The 15,112-nt window shown below is 72.5% G+C and carries 11 protein-coding genes; 7 read left to right on the top strand and 4 right to left on the bottom strand.

From position 1 onward, the window contains the following. The first annotated feature begins 315 nt into the window (after positions 1–315). Both BCD49_RS03095 and BCD49_RS03090 read left to right on the top strand, forming a co-directional pair. Positions 316–663 carry a YciI family protein gene (locus BCD49_RS03095; protein ID WP_007517734.1) on the top strand — a complete coding sequence of 116 codons (348 nt, stop codon included), beginning with the start codon at positions 316–318 and terminating at the stop codon, positions 661–663. A 54-nt stretch (positions 664–717) separates the two neighbouring features. Next, entirely contained in the window at positions 718–2,058 is a 1,341-nt protein-coding gene (locus tag BCD49_RS03090) for an RNA polymerase sigma factor (RefSeq protein ID WP_007517732.1), read from the top strand. Between the two features lie 56 nt (positions 2,059–2,114). On the opposite strand, the gene BCD49_RS03085 is transcribed toward BCD49_RS03090, so the two are convergent. Further along, a complete protein-coding gene (locus BCD49_RS03085) occupies positions 2,115–2,708 on the bottom strand; it encodes a peroxiredoxin-like family protein (protein WP_007517731.1) in 594 nt (197 codons plus the stop codon). Positions 2,709–2,836: 128 nt separating this feature from the next. On the opposite strand from BCD49_RS03085, the gene BCD49_RS03080 reads away from it, so the two are divergent. Continuing rightward, complete coding sequence (locus BCD49_RS03080) at positions 2,837–3,469, top strand: TetR/AcrR family transcriptional regulator (RefSeq protein ID WP_007517729.1); 633 nt, start codon at positions 2,837–2,839, stop codon at positions 3,467–3,469. On the opposite strand, the gene BCD49_RS03075 is transcribed toward BCD49_RS03080, so the two are convergent. Further along, a complete protein-coding gene (locus BCD49_RS03075; RefSeq protein WP_007517728.1) occupies positions 3,466–4,026 on the bottom strand; it encodes a DUF6578 domain-containing protein in 561 nt (186 codons plus the stop codon). The genes BCD49_RS03080 and BCD49_RS03075 overlap by 4 nt on opposite strands. Before the next feature lie 211 nt (positions 4,027–4,237). Here BCD49_RS03075 and BCD49_RS03070 point away from each other — a divergent pair, with 211 nt between their 5' ends. Beyond that, positions 4,238–5,017 (top strand): SDR family NAD(P)-dependent oxidoreductase, encoded by a 780-nt coding sequence (locus tag BCD49_RS03070; RefSeq protein WP_007517725.1) that lies wholly within the window; start codon positions 4,238–4,240, stop codon positions 5,015–5,017. 2,300 nt (positions 5,018–7,317) lie between these two features. On the opposite strand, the gene BCD49_RS03065 is transcribed toward BCD49_RS03070, so the two are convergent. Both BCD49_RS03065 and BCD49_RS03060 read right to left on the bottom strand, forming a co-directional pair. Next, positions 7,318–8,244, bottom strand: coding sequence for an NAD(P)-dependent oxidoreductase (locus BCD49_RS03065; protein WP_083401204.1), 927 nt, complete (start codon positions 8,242–8,244; stop codon positions 7,318–7,320). Positions 8,245–8,391: 147 nt separating this feature from the next. Beyond that, positions 8,392–10,023 carry a hypothetical protein gene (locus BCD49_RS03060; RefSeq protein ID WP_232793880.1) on the bottom strand — a complete coding sequence of 544 codons (1,632 nt, stop codon included), beginning with the start codon at positions 10,021–10,023 and terminating at the stop codon, positions 8,392–8,394. A 373-nt stretch (positions 10,024–10,396) separates the two neighbouring features. Between BCD49_RS03060 and BCD49_RS03055 the strand changes: the two genes are divergently transcribed. The 3 genes from BCD49_RS03055 to BCD49_RS03045 all read left to right on the top strand — a co-directional run bounded on the left by BCD49_RS03055 (position 10,397) and on the right by BCD49_RS03045 (position 14,804). Then, complete coding sequence (locus BCD49_RS03055) at positions 10,397–12,109, top strand: MDR family MFS transporter (protein WP_007517718.1); 1,713 nt, start codon at positions 10,397–10,399, stop codon at positions 12,107–12,109. A 116-nt stretch (positions 12,110–12,225) separates the two neighbouring features. Then, a complete protein-coding gene (locus tag BCD49_RS03050) occupies positions 12,226–12,918 on the top strand; it encodes a TetR/AcrR family transcriptional regulator (RefSeq protein ID WP_007517716.1) in 693 nt (230 codons plus the stop codon). A 155-nt stretch (positions 12,919–13,073) separates the two neighbouring features. Continuing rightward, positions 13,074–14,804 (top strand): MDR family MFS transporter, encoded by a 1,731-nt coding sequence (locus BCD49_RS03045; protein ID WP_007517715.1) that lies wholly within the window; start codon positions 13,074–13,076, stop codon positions 14,802–14,804. Positions 14,805–15,112 lie beyond the last annotated feature (308 nt).

The raw sequence follows: 15,112 nt of genomic DNA, 5'->3' as shown, positions 1-15,112 counted from the left end.
CGCCGTCAGAGGTGAACCCGCGGACGCGCGCCCCCGACCAGGCCCGGCGAGTCGGCGGCACATACTTGCTTAACACAAGCTAACGATCGACATGTCCTCCCGGCCAAAAATCTGACGTTCACGTAACTGATCGACTCCAGGGGCGTCACACCCGAGGTCACGCCGCGTCCGGTGGTGGGCACAGACGGGCGGTCGGACGGTCGGGCGGGGGCGGTCGGGCAGAATTTTCCCGGACGGTGTCGATCCGGCCAGAGGTCGTTCGTCGGATCGGTGAGCGGCCCGAGAGGCGGGCCGCGCGACAACTGGGGACGCGCGATGACACAGTACCTGATCCTGATCTACGAGGACGAGGCCGGCTACGTCGCCGGCGGCGAGGCCGCGAACGACCGGGCGATGCGCGAGCACACGGCGTTCGGGGAGAAGAACGGGGCGTCGCTGCGCGGCGGCAACGCCCTGCAGCCGGTCAGCACCGCGACGTCGGTCCGCGCGGACGGCGCCGGCGGGTTCACCGTCACCGACGGCCCGTTCGCCGAGACGAAGGAGGCCCTCGGCGGTTACTACCTCGTCGAGGCCGCCGACCTCGACGAGGCGATCGCGATCGCGAAGGAGGTCCCGGCGCCGTACGGCGGTGTCGAGGTCCGCCCGATCATGACCTTCGAGTAGGCCGGGAACACCTGGTGGGCGCGGACCTGTTCTGAGTGTTTCCGGAGGTCCGAGATGCGTTCCGCCGAGGTCGCGGCCGCGGTCGCCGACGCGCACCGGCGCGAGTGGGCGTACGTGCTCGCGGCGACCGTCCGCGTCACCCGCGACCTCGACCTCGCCGAGGAGTGCGTCCAGGAGGCCTACGCCCGAGCGCTGACGGCCTGGGCGGACGAGGGGATCCCCGCGCGGCCGGGCGGCTGGCTGACGACGGTCGCCCGGCGCCGCGCCATCGACCTGCTCCGCCGGGACGCGGCCCTGCGCCGCAGCCTGCCGCTGCTCATCGAGAACGAGGCCGCGCCAGGCCCGGAGGACGAGGTCGCCTCGCTCTCCGGGCCGCGTCCCCGGTCACGGCCCGGGATGCCGGCGCTGGACCTCACCGACCTGCCGGTGGTCGAGGGCGCCGCCGACGACCGGCTTCGGCTGATCTTCACCTGCTGCCACCCGGCGCTGGCGCCCGAGACGCGGGTGGCGCTCACCCTGCGGCTGCTGTGCGGGCTGACGACGGCCGAGGTGGCGCGGTCGTTCCTCGTCAGCGAGCCGACGATGGCCGCCCGGATCACCCGGGCCAAGAAGAAGATCACGGCGGCCCGGATCCCGTACCGGGTGCCGCCGCCGGCCGAGCTTCCCGAACGGGTCGACGCGGTGCTCGCCGTCGTCCACCTGCTCTTCACGACCGGCCACACCGCGCCCGCCGGTGCCGACCTGGTCCGCCGCGATCTCGTCGAGCGGGCGCTGGATCTGGCCAGGATGCTGCGGCTGCTCCTGCCCGACGACCCGGACGTCGCCGGCCTGCTCGCCCTGATCCTGCTCACCGATGCCCGGGCGGCCGGGAGGGTCGGCCCCGACGGGCGGCTGCTGCTGCTCGCCGAGCAGGACAGGGCTCAGTGGGATCGGGCCGCGATCGACGAGGGCGTCGCCCTGGTCCGCGAGGCGCTGCGTCGGCGCGGGCCGGGCCACGGCCCCGGCCGGCTACCCGGCCGGTACCCGCTGATGGCCGCGATCGCGGCGGTGCACTCCGGCTCGCCCAGCTGGGCCGACACCGACTGGCGGGAGATCGTCGGCCTGTACGGACTGCTGGCCGCGCGCTGGCCGTCGCCGGTGGTGGCTCTCAACCGGGCGGTCGCGGTCGGCTTCGCGGACGGGCCAGCCGCCGGCCTCGCCGCGCTGGACGACCTCGCCGCCGAACCCCAGCTCGCCGGCTACGGCTACCTCCCGGCCGCCCGCGCCGACTTCCTGCGCCAGCTCGGCCGCTCGAGCGAGGCCCGCCTCGCCTACGAGGAGGCTCTGGCCCTCACCGACAACGCCGTCGAACGCGACTTCCTCACCACCCGCCTCCACCAGCTCGACCGACCCTGAGGCCCGGGGCTCGAAGGGCGGGGGCAGAGGGCGGAGAGCGGAGGGCGGAGGAACCGTCAGCCGGCCTGGGCCAGCTCCCGTGGGGCGGCGGCCAGGGCGAGCAGCTCGTCGACGGACCACTGGTCGTAGGCGTGCTCGCCGTACTTGACGGCGAGCACCTTGCCGTCTGGCGTGATCAGGAAGTCGCCGGGCAGGCCGACGCGGCCGTGCGGCTGGCGCCGGGCCGGCGGGCGGTCCCGCCCCCGCAGGACTGCCCAGGTGCTACGGGCGACCCCGCCGATGACCGCCCCCCAGGCCCGCGGGTCGAGCAGCGCGCGGGCGGCCGACTCGACCCCGAAGTCGGCGTAGAGCCGCTTGTCCGGGTCGGCGACCAGCGTGAAGGGCAGCTCGTCGGCGTAACGGGCGAGCTCGGCCGCCGGCGAGTGGAAGACGACGACCTCCCGTACCCCGGCCTCTTCGATCTCCGCGATCCGCCGGGCGACCGAGCGAAGGTGCAGGTTGCAGATGGGACAGCCGGCGAACCGCCGGAACTGCAGGTGGACCAGCCGGCCAGCCGGGTCGGGCACGGGTACGGGCGGGCCGGCGACGGGCACAAGCTCGCGGGCGGCGACCAGGTCACCGGGCCGCACCGGGTTTCGCGGGGTGTACATCAGGTGCTCACTCCCACCGTAGGCGTACGGGGTACGCCTACCAGAGTAGGCGTACGTTGTACGCTGTCAACCCCAGCTCGGCGGCCGCCGACCGTCGAACCGCCCCGACTACCCGATGGACGGTCACGATGCCGCGCCGCCCCTCGCTCACCCACCTGCAGCTGGCGTCGGCGGCCCTCGACGTCGTCGACCGGGACGGCCTCGCCGGACTGACCATGCGAGCCGTCGCCACCCAGCTCGGCGTGAGCACGATGGGGCTCTACCGATACGTCCAGGACCGGGACGAGCTGGAAGCGCTGGTCGTCGAGACCGTCCTCGGCGAGATCGACACCGACCAGCCGGGGCCAGGCGACGCCGCGTCCTGGCAGGAGCAGCTCACGGTGATGGCCAGGCGGCTGCGCGCCGCGGTGGGCACCCACCCGTCGACCGTCCCACTGGCGCTCACCCGCCGGTACCGTTCGACGGCGATCATGCGCTGGTCGGAGACGGTGCTCGCCATCCTGGCCGGCGCCGGCATCGACGGCGAACGGCGCGTGATCGCGTTGCGCAGCCTCCTGGCCTACGCGATCGGCGCCATCCAGCTCGAGCACCTCGGCGGCCCATCCGGCCTCGACGCCCTGGCCACCGCCCCGATCCCCGGCCCCGTCGCCTCGTCGGAGTTTCCGTTCCTGGCAGACAGCGCGGCCGTGGCGGCCGCCGTCAGCCGCGACGACGAGTTCGTCGGCGGCGTGGCCCTTCTCCTGGACGGCCTGACTCCCTAGGAGGCGGGATCGGTTCCTACGTCGAGGTCGACGAGGATGCCGGTCTGCACCGTCCCTATCTGCCCTGGCCGCAGGGCGGTCTGGAACCGTTTCGGTGCGGTGGTCACGTCTTCGTAGGACGGCGGCTCGTCGGTGGGCTGCCAGCTTTTCGGCCCGACCTCGATCATGCGGCGAGTCTGGACCCGAATGCCGCGGATGGTGCCGTGGGTCTCCGGGAACGACTCCGGAACACCGGCGTGATGGTCCTCACCGATGTAGCCGGTAAGCCGGACCGGACCCGCCGTGGGCTGGCGCGCCACCCAGTAGAGCGACAGACCGTCGGCGACGTCCGGAGCTCCCAGCCAGGTGCCGTAGCGGGGACTGTTCGGCGGCATCGGCGCCGTCGGGGAGTCCAGGTGCGCGGCGACCAGGTCCAGCTCGACCAGCCCGGCCCCGTCGGAGCCGTTGCGCCCCGACTGTTCGGTGAACACGAGCTGCCATCTCACGCGGTCTCCCACCGAGAACGGGTCCATGCAGCACTCGATCTGCCAACTTTCGACGTGCACAGGCAGGCGCATGTCTACATGGTCCCGGGCTGATGGCCACGACATTCGGCATATCCCCTCAACAGCACGGTCGACTTTCGCGGGCCGACCGGGGCGGGGCGCGCCGCCTGTGCGTGTCTTGACGCGCGTCTTGCGGCCCAGGCGTCGTCCGGCGACGCTTCGAACCTGTCCTGGTTTGTTTCCCAGGGGATCCCACTCGAAGCGGATGTTGAGAGGCGTGAGCATGGCGACGGAAGGCAGCGGGTCCGCTGGTCCGTTAGCGGGCAAGGCCGCGATCGTGACCGGCGGGGGGCAGGGAGTCGGCCGTGGCATCGCGCTCGCGCTGGCAGCGGCCGGGGCGCGAGTGGTCGTCTGCGGCCGGACCGAGTCGACGCTCGATGACGTCCGCGAGGAGATCGGGGCGCGCGGCGGCACCGCCCGCTCCATCCGCTGCGACGTCACCGTGCCCACCGACCTCGACCGGCTCGTGGAGCTGACGGTCGCCGCGTTCGGGACCGTCGACATCCTCGTCAACAGCGCCATGATTGTGCCGCACGGAACGCTGCTGGACATCGGCGACGAGACGATCGCGGCCGGCTGGGAGTCGGGCCCGCTCGCCGCGCTCCGCCTGATGCGCCGGTGTCATCCGTACCTGCGTGGTGGCGGCGCGATCGTCAACGTCTCGTCCGGCGCCTCGATCGCGCCGATGACCCACCACCGGGCCGTCTACGCGGCGACGAAGGCCGCGCTGAACGCGATCTCACGCGGCGCGGCGGTCGAGTGGGGCCCAGACGGCATTCGCGTCAACACGATCATGCCGTTCGCGCACTCCCCCGCCCTCGACCGCTTCGCCGCCGACGAGCCTCAAGCCCTGGCGGACGTCCTCGCCGCCATCCCGCTACGGCGCACCGGCGACCCCGAGTCCGACATCGGCCAGGCCGCGGTCTTCCTCGCGAGTCCCGCGGCCGCCTACATCACCGGCGCCATCCTTCCGGTCGACGGCGGCGCGGCCTACGTGCGGTAGCCGCCCAGGCGACCGCGGGACGGGCCAGGTGGGGACGGCGGCGATGGACAGGGACCACATCGCGACGGTGAGGAGGGCCAGGCCGAGGAGCGCGACGAGGCCGAGGGTCCAGAGCGTGAAGGTGGGCTCCGGGACGCCACTGAGGACCAGCGCCGACCGGAGGCGTCCGACCGTGTCATAGAGGTGCAGCGCCGGGAGCTTGAAGGCGAGCTCTCGTGCTGTCATGACGCCGGCCGCGGTGGCGAGCGCGGCGACCGCGGCGACGGTGGGCAGGCCGCGGCGGGCGCCCGGCAGCGCGGCGAGGGCGGCGGCGAGGAGCAGGGCCCCGATCGGCACGGCCGGCAACAGGTAACGGGCGAACCAGGCGCCACCGGCGGCGACGTAACCGACGAGCGTGGCGGCCACGACCGCGACATGCAGCACGATCAACGCCCACGCGACCACGCCAGGGGCCCGGCGTCGCAGCCACGGGCGAGTCAGCCAGGGGCCAGGCGGCCACGAACCGAGGAGGCCCGTCGCCGCGCCGTCTCCCTTCCCGTCCAGCCCGGTGGCCCCGCGCGCGGCGCGCGGCCACCGGGCCGCGCACCAGCGCGCGGCGCGGCGCAGCGCGGCGAGCACGAGGCCCGTGACGAGCACCAGCAGCACCAGTTTCGTCCCGTCCGTCAGGTCACGTCCGTCGGCGAGCAGGCGCGGACGGCCGTAGAACCCCCGGTAGATGGCCCAGGCGAAGGTGCGCGAATGCAGGATCTCGTCGACCGTCATCGGCTTTTCCGAGATCGGAAACATCTTGGCGATCAGCCCGCTCGCCGTGGGATCGCCGTAGAGCTGGTCGTTCCGCCAGTAGAACCAGCCGATTCCCGCGCACACGCCCGCCGCGCCGCCCGCCACGGTGGCGATTCCGAGCCCGAGCCGGCGCCACCGCCCACCGGTGTGAAGAGCTACGGCGATCCCGGCGGCGGGCAGGAGCAGCCCCGCCACGAGCAGGCCGCTCGCCCGGGTCGCCGCCGCGGCGAGCACCACCACGGCCAGGCAGAACAGGCGCGGCGCGGACGGCCCGCGCCGTAACAGGGCGACCGTGGCCGCCAGGCCCGCGATGATCGTGGCGAGAGACAGCCCGTCGTTGTAGATCTGACCGCAGGAATTGATGAACATTCCGACGGTGCCCATGACCGCCGTGGCGCCCACGGCCAGGTCCGGGCGCGTGGGTAGGAGTTCGCGCACCAGCCAGGCGACCGCGGCCAGCGCCGCGATGCCCATGACGACGTTGAGAAGCCGGGCCGCGCGGAAGCCCGCGATCGGGTGGCCGCTGTGGATTCCGGCCTCGAGGGGCACCGACTCGATGGCGTAGAACAACGGCGGATGGTTGGCCGTGTAGGTGAGCTGGGTGTTGCTGTGGACTCCCCGCGGCCCGCGGGCGCAGGCGGGCATTCCGCCGGCCGACGCCATCTCCAGGGCCATCGACGGCGGACGGACGGTTCCAGCGCTGGCACCGGCGCCGGCGCCGGCGGCCGTCGGCCGGGCCGGGTCGGTCCTGTCGGCGACGGCCGAGGTGGTCGTTCGGGGCTGGCGGGACTCGACCGGACGAGGCTCCCCTCGCGATCCTTCCCCGAAGCCGGCGGCCGAGCCGGGACCGCGGCTGGCGTCGGCGTCGCGGGCGATCCGCGCGCGGGCCGCTTCGAGACCCAGCCTGACTTGTTCGGGGGTGACGACGCAGTCCGCCGGGATGCCGGGCATTCCAGGGAGGAGGGCCCGGACCGGGGTGTCGATCACCGGCAGGCTGCCGCCGCCGACGTCCAGTGCGTAGGAGGTGTGCTGGGCCTCGTCTGCGCTGGTGAAGGGCGGAATGGCAAGCGCTGTCAGCGTCGCGAGCGCGGCGAACACCAGACTCGCCCCGGCGACGCCGACGACCACCCACCGCCGCACCGCCGAGCGGCCATTGCCTCGGCCAGCAACGCCGATGGCGACGCCCACGCCGACACCGACACCGTCGACGCCCCCGGCTCCGGTGTCGTGATCATCCTTGTCATGGCCGTCGTCGCCGTGCTTGTCATGGCCGTCATCGCCGTGATCGATCTTGAGGTGGTCGTGAACGTGCTCCGACCGCCGCTCCCCCGCCGTCCCCACCTGGCATCCCGATCATCGCGGGTGGCCGGGCCTTCGTCGGCCAATGCGCCCAAAGAAGACGTTAGCGGTCCACTCCACAGACGACGCACGCACCCTGCGGAGTCGGGTAATCACGTCAGACCGGCACGACCTGGAACACCTCGCGCTGGAACACCTGGCGCTGGAACAGCTCGCGCTCAGGTCTGGGCGGCCGAGCCCTCGGGCGTCGAATAGGGGCGACGCGACGGGTCTGCGGCGCCGGGCTCGCCCGCGGCGGGCAGCGGGCGGAGGTCCGCGATGGCGGAGAAGTCGTCCTCCCCCTGGCCGCGGCGGGCGGCCTCGGCGGTGAGGCCGAGTACCGCCTGGGCGACGCCGAGGGGTCGCGGAGTCGCGCGGACGGCCAGCCGGACGTCCTTCGCGAGGGCCTCGACGGTGAACGCGGGCGGGGCGAAGGACCCGGACTCGATCATCGGCCGCTTGTAGCCGAGGACTCCGCCCAGGAACCCGCCGGCCAGCTCGTCGAGCACGACCCCGCGGTCGAGCCCCAGGTCGACGCCGAGCGCGACGGTCTCCGCGACCGCGGCCATCGCCTCGGCGAGGCTGAGGTTGACGACGAGCTTCAACGCGCTGCCCGCGCCCACCTCGCCCACCCGGACGATCCGCTCCGGGTCTCCGAACAGCTCCAGGGTCGGCCGAGCGGCGGCGAGGTCAGCCTCGCTCGCGCCCACGAGGATCTTCAGCTTGCCCTCGCGGGCCGGCGCGAGGGTGCCGACGACCGGCGCGTCCACATACCGCAGCCCGGCGCCGGCCGCGGCCCGGCCCAGCTCGCGAGCCGACTCCGGCCCAACCGTCGTCCCGTTGATCACCAACAGTCCGGCGGGCGCGGCGACGTGAACCGACTCCATCACCTCACCGGCCGACTCCGGCCCGAACAGCATCAGGACGGCCACATCGGCGTCCGCGACGGCGTCCGCGACGGAACCGGCCTCGCKGGCGCCGGCCGCGACCAGCTCGGGCGCCCGCCCGGGCGTCCGGTTCCAGACGGTCAGCTCATGCCCGCCAGTCAGCACCCGAGCCGCCATCAGCCGGCCCATCTTGCCCATCCCGAGAAATGCCACCCGCACGTTCGGCCTCCCATCGCCATGCGACTGCCGCCACGAACCATGGCCTACCCGGCTCAACCGGCCTCGCCCGCCAACCAGCACGGATCCAGGTCGTCATGGCACGGTCGCCAGGAGCGTTCTCGTCACGAACCACCTACGACGCCTGTCTCATCCCCGGACCACCCTGCCAGGCGCGGGAACGCCGGGTGAGGGAAGGCCGGGCGCGGGAATCTCGAGAACCGGCGCGGGGACGGTGGCGTCGGCGTCGGGCCGTGGCCGGGTCTGGACGGGGGCGTGCCGCAGGGCACGCGCGAGGCTCGCGGCGCCGAGGACGGCGCCGGCGCCGAGGATGCCGATGACGGACGAGAGGTAGCGGTAGTCGAAGCCGGCGGTCAGCGCGCTGATCGCGAGCACCGACAGGCCGCCGCCGCCCGCGAGCCAGTACATCGGCGGCGGGCCGGGCCGACGGCGCCGCCGGGCCACCGGGACGGCGATCAGCCCGGCGACGAGCCCCGCGCCGACCAGGGGCATCGGCGCGTAGCCGAGCCGCGAGTAGCCGGCCAGCCCCTGCGCGAGCCCGCTCCGCATCGACGTCACGACGTAGTAGCCGTCGGCCGAGCGCGGGTCGCTGTCCGGCAGGACGTTGGTGAGGGTGTCCGGCAGCTCCCAGGTGTCCGCGCGGGACGTCGTGGCGGTCTCGTGCCGTGCCGGCGAGAAGTAGCCGACCAGGTAGCCGCCCGACGTCCGGAGCACCATCCAGGGCTGCGCGCGGACGATGTCGTTCGCGAACTCGCCGGCGAGCTCCTCCCGGCCCTTGGGAATGCGGGTGTGGCCCTGGCGCAGCGGCGAGCTCGCCGGCCACAGGTAGGTGTCTGGCTGGGAGCGCTGCGCCACCGGCCGCCGGTCGCACAGGGTCCGCAGCACGGGACGGTCCTCGGGCAGCGCGGCGCAGTCGGCGAACGGCGCGACCCGGCCGTACAGGAAGAACCCGGAGTGCGCCGAGACGTTGAAGTGCCCGCCCTCCGCGAGGCTCCACCCGCTGTACGCGCACACCGGCGCCGCCACCGCCCCGGCGAACGAGGAGACCACGGCGAGCACCCGCAGGGCCCCGGGGAGCCTGCCCGTGCCGTGCTCGCGACGGGCGCGGACGGCGGCGGCCGTCGTGGTCACGAGCAGGACGACGAACGCGACCGCGAGCGGCCCATAGCCGACCGTCCGGACGGTGAGGCTCGCGCCGAGCAGCAGCCCGGCGAGCACCACGGCCCACATTCGTGGACGGCCGGGCATCGCGAGCAGCAACAGCCCGAGGCCCGTGAGCACGCTGAACAGCGCCTCCGCCAGCACGAACTGGCCGAGGTCGAGCACCCAGGGCGACAACAGCATCGGCGCGGCGCACAGCGTGGCCACCCACGTCCGCCGGGTCACCCGGAGGGCGACCGCGTACAGCCCGACGCCGACGGCGAAGGTCAACAGGTGCTGGATGATCACTAGCCGGGTGAGGTGGGCCTGGCCGTCGACCAGCCGCAGCAACATCGGGTAGCCGGACGGCCGCCAGTCCTCCGGCCACAGGCCGTGCCACGCCTGATCGAGGTAGGCGCCCGAGTCCCCCAGGTACATCAGCGCCGGCCGGTAGGTGGCCACGACGAGCGCCCTGACGGCGAGTGCCACCAGGGCGACCGCGCCGAACAGCGCGTGCCGCCGCGCCCACGCGCCCAGCCGCCGTCGCGTCTCCGGGGTCGCCGAACCCACGACCGGCTGGGTCGTCACGGTCGGGACCGGCTGGTCGAGCGGCGTGGCCATCGTCGTCAAGTGTCCCAGCCGATCCCACCGTGACCGCTCCGACCTCCCTGGTGTCTCGCCGTGTCTACGCCTCCCGGCGCGCGCGACCTGCGCCTCCGGTGGCACCAACCGGCCTCCGGGCCCACCCGCCCCTCTCGCCGCCCCGAGGTGACGCAGATCTCTGCAGTCTCGGAATTTTTGCGTTGACTGCAAACTTGTAGCAGAGGCAAAGTTGTAGTGCACGCACGATCGACCGGCCCGGCACCGCGTCCAGCACCGACGCGAGCCCTGACCCGTGGCCGAGGCCGGCGATCGCGCAGGGCCGCCGAAACGAGAGCGACGAGCCGCGAACCACGAGCCCAAGGCCCGGACGCGCACCTTTGGAGACACGTAGATGAACTCGCCACACAGCGCCGCCCGGGCCATGACCAAGCGGGCCACGAACGCCGGCGCCGCCGACAACGGCCGCCGGATCTGGCTGATCGTCGCCGCGCTCGGCACCGGCCTGCTGCTGGCCTCGCTCGACCAGACGATCGTGTCGACGGCACTGCCGACGATCGTCGGTGACCTGGGCGGCGCCACGCACCTGTCCTGGGTGGTCACCGCCTACCTGCTGGCCTCGACGGTCTCGACACCGATCTGGGGCAAGCTGGGCGATCTCTACGGCCGCAAGCGCTTCTTCCAGGCAGCCATCGTGATCTTCGTGGTCTCCTCCATGCTCGCGGGCCTGAGCCAGTCGATGATGGAGGTCATCGCGTTCCGCGCGCTGCAGGGCCTCGGTGGCGGTGGCCTCGTCGTCGGCGCGATGACGATCATCAGCGACCTGGTCTCCCCCCGGGAGCGGGGCCGCTACCAGGGCGTGTTCAGCGCCCTGTTCGCCGTCTCGTCGGTGCTCGGCCCGCTGCTGGGCGGCCTATTCGTCGACCACCTGTCCTGGCACTGGATCTTCTACATCAATGTTCCGGTCGGCGTGGCCGCGTTCGCCGTCGTCACCGTGGTGCTGCCCGCGATCCGCAACCGGGCGAAGGCCTCGATCGACTACCTGGGCGCCGCCGTCCTCGCGGCCGCCACGACCTGCCTGGTCCTGTTCACCAGCCTCGGCGGCTCCTCGATCGCGTGGAGCTCTGCGACGAGCATCGGCCTCGCGGTCGGCGGTGTGGCGCTGCTGGGCCTGTTCGCGCTGGTCGAGCGCCGGGCGGCCGAGCCGATCCTGCCGCCGCGGCTGTTCACACTCAAGGTGTTCAACGTTGCCAGCCTGATGAGCTTCGTGGTCGGCTTCGCGATGTTCGGCTCGATCATCTTCCTGCCGCTCTTCCTGCAGGTCGTCAAGGGCATCGACCCGACCGTGTCCGGCCTGCAGATGCTGCCGATGAGCCTCGGCCTGATGATCGCCTCGATGACGACTGGGCGCCTGATCTCCACCTTCGGCCGGTACAAGGCGTTCCCGATCATCGGTACCGGTCTGATGACGGTCGGGACGGCGCTGTTCTCGCTGCTCACCCCGGACGTCTCGACCCTGCGGCTCAGCCTGTCGATGTTCGTCTTCGGCGCCGGGATGGGCCTGGTCATGCCGGTGCTCACCCTGTCGGTGCAGAACGCGGTGGACCCGCGGGACCTGGGCGCGGCGACCTCGGGCGCGACGTTCTTCCGCTCGATCGGTGGTTCGTTCGGCACGGCGGTGTTCGGCACGATCTTCGCGAACGTGCTGGCCGGCAAGATGGCGCACCTGGTCGGTGGCGCCCCGCTGCCGGCCGGTGTCACCGGTTCGGACGTGAGCCCCAAGCTCATCGCCAGCCTGCCCGCCGCCCTGCGCACCGGGTTCATCCAGACCTACACCGACTCACTGCAGGTCGTCTTCCTGGTCGCGGTGCCGATCGCGTTCCTCGGCTTCCTGACCGCCTGGCTCCTCCCCGAGCTGCGCATGCGCCGCAGCAGCGGTCTCGACGCCCGCGCCGAGGCCGCCGCGACGGCTGGCGCCACCGCGGTCGGCGATGACGCGCCGCAGCTGTCCATTCCGGACACGATTCCGGTGGACCTGCTGCTCTCCGGCGATCCGGTCCCCGTCGGCCGCGCGCGCGGGCACGACGACTGGCGGCACGACAGCTAGTCCGGACCGGCAGCTGGCCCAAAGATTTCACTGGCTGCAAACTTGTATTGACGGCAAACTTGTAGGGCGCGCAAGATACGGAAGCAGGAGCGCGGAAGGGGAAGGAGGGACGCCCGATGGGAGTGAGTGCGGGCGTGGCCGAGCCCACCGAGCTCGGGCTGCGCGAGCGCAAGAAGCGCCAGACCCGCAACGCGATCCGGGAGGCCGCCGTCCACCTCGTCGCCGACCGTGGCCTCGAACGCGTGACCGTCGACGAGATCGCCCAGGCCGCGAACGTCTCCCCGCGCACGTTCTTCAACTACTTCCGGTCCAAGGAAGACGCCTTGGCCGGGATCGACAAGGACGACATCGAGGAGGCGTGCGCCGCGCTGCGCGCCCGGCCGGCCGACGAGCCGCCGCTGCGCGCCCTCGCCGCCGTCCTGACCAACCGGCTGGAACGCCAGACGGTCGACCCGCGGGCGAACCTGGCGCGGGCGCAGATGCACCAGAGCCACCCGCAGCTGTTCGGCGCGCACGCCGCCACCTGGCGCCGCTTCGAGCTCAGCCTGGCCGAGGTCATCGCCGAGCGCACCGGCCTGTCGGTCGACGAGCACCCGTACCCGACGACCGTGGTCGCCGTGGCGATGGCCGTCGTCCGGTCGACGATCTCGCACTGGCAACGGACCGAGAACCCCTCCGCCGCGGCGCTCTCGGAGAAGCTGCGAGCGGGGTTCGACAACGTCGAGCGCGGCCTCGCGCCACCCACGCCCGGCCAGCCGCTCGCCCCCGGCCAGGCGCCCACGCCCGGCTGGCCGGGCACGGCCCCATGAGCCCGCCGCCGGCCGTGCCGACGCTCGCGCCGCGGGCCGACGCCGCGCACGCCTGAGCCCACCGAGGAGCTCCACCCGCCCGAACGCGAGCCACGCCACGCCCAGCGCGCGCGAACCCGCCGACCATGCCCGCCCCGCCGCCGAGGGAGAACGTGATGGCGTCACCCAGCACAGCGAGCCGGTCCTCGGAGCCTGCCTCTCCCGTCACACCACCGACGGCGGACGTCCCGGTCGAACCCGGAGGGCACCGGGTCGGACTGATCCTTCTCGCCCTCGGTGTGGGCATGCTGCTCGCCGCGCTCGACCAGACGATCGTGTCGACGGCGCTGCCGACGATCGTCGGCGACCTCGGCGGCGCGGAGCACCTGTCCTGGATCGTCACCGCCTACCTGCTGGCCTCGACGGTGTCCACGCCGCTGTGGGGCAAGCTCGGCGACCTCTACGGCCGCAAGATCTTCTTCCAGGCGGCGATCGTCATCTTCCTGGTGGCGTCGGCGGTCGCCGGCCTCGCTCAGTCGATGGGCGAGCTCATCGCGTTCCGCGCGCTGCAGGGCCTGGGTGGCGGTGGCCTCATCATCGGCGCGCAGACGATCATCGGTGACGTGCTGTCGCCGCGAGAGCGGGGCCGGTACCAGGGAGTGTTCAGCGGCCTGTTCGGCTTCGCGTCCGTGGTCGGCCCGCTGCTCGGCGGTCTGTTCGTCGACCATCTGAACTGGCGGTGGGTCTTCTACATCAACCTGCCGCTCGGCGCGATCGCGCTGATCATCGTCGCCTCGGCGCTGCCGTCGACCCGCAACCGGGTGAAGCGATCGATCGACTACCTCGGCACGCTCGCGCTCGGCGGTGCCGCCACCTGCCTGGTGCTGTTCACCAGCCTCGGCGGCACGACGCTGGCCTGGAGCTCCCCGGCCAGCATCGGCCTGGTCATCGGCGGCGTGGTGCTGCTGGTCGCGTTCGGCTTCATCGAGCGGCGCGTGGCCGAGCCGGTGCTGCCGCCGAGGCTGTTCGCCAACCGGGTCTTCAACGTCTCCAACCTCATGGGCTTCGTGTGCGGCTTCTCGATGTTCGGGGCCATCACCTTCCTGCCGCTGTTCCTGCAGGTGGTTCAGGGCATCGAACCGACGATGTCCGGCCTGCATCTGATACCCGTCATGGGCGGCATGCTCGTTTCGTCGACCATCACGGGACGGCTCGTGAGCAGGACAGGCCAGTACCGGGTCTACCCGATCGTGGGCAGCGCGCTGGTGGCGATCGCGCTCGTGATGCTCGCCGCACGGATCACCCCGGACATCGGCGCGGCGGAGCTGATCATCTATATGTCGCTGCTGGGCCTTGGCCTGGGCGGTGTCATGCCGGTGCTGGTCGTGTCGGTGCAGAACGCCGTCGAGTTCCGTGACCTCGGGGCGGCGACATCTGGTTCGGCGTTCTTCCGCTCGATCGGCGGCTCGTTCGGCACGGCCATCCTCGGTGCGATCTTCGCGAACCAGCTGACCGCCAAGCTGGCGACGGACCTCCACGGTGCCTCGCTGCCGGCGGGCTTCAGCCCCTCGGAGGTAAGCCCGAAGCTGGTCATGAGCCTCCCGCCGGCGCTACGCCAGGGCTTCGAGGGGGCCTATACCGACGCGATCCAGGTCGCGTTCTGGGTCGCGGGCCCCGTCGCGACCATCGCCTTCGCCCTCGCCTGGCTGCTCCCGCAGCTGCAGATGCGTTCGACCAGGCACGTCGTGGAGAGTGCCCCGGCGGCGCAGACCGCCGTGCCGGGAGTCGCGACCACCGACTCCGCCCCGATCGACGCGGCGGTCCTGGCGGCCGGCGATGCCGCGAACGGCTCCGTCTCCGGCCTAGACGCGGCCGATACTGCGGGTACAAGATCGGCCACCAGGTAGCGCACAGAGAGCGAACAGTCAGACACGGCTGAACGGGCCTCTGGCAGCCGACCACAGCCCGCCGGACTGATCCCCCCGGGGATCCTCTGGGCCCACCCACCACCCCCAGAGACACCGCCCCGCCGGGCCTCCCTGGATGGTCGGACCGCGTCAGCTCAGCGTGTCCATAGACACCCTGAGCTGACACACCTCAAACGACCGGGGGTGAAGTGTGTCGGATCAGCTGCCCTATAGACGGGCTGAGGTGACACGGATTGGTCTTGGAGCTGGCCGCTAAGCCCGGGGGCGTCGTGGCGATCTCGACCGAC

Source organism: Pseudofrankia sp. EUN1h, from assembly GCF_001854645.1.
GTDB lineage: Bacteria > Actinomycetota > Actinomycetes > Frankiales > Frankiaceae > Pseudofrankia > Pseudofrankia saprophytica.
This window is presented reverse-complemented; position numbering and strand designations above follow the sequence as displayed.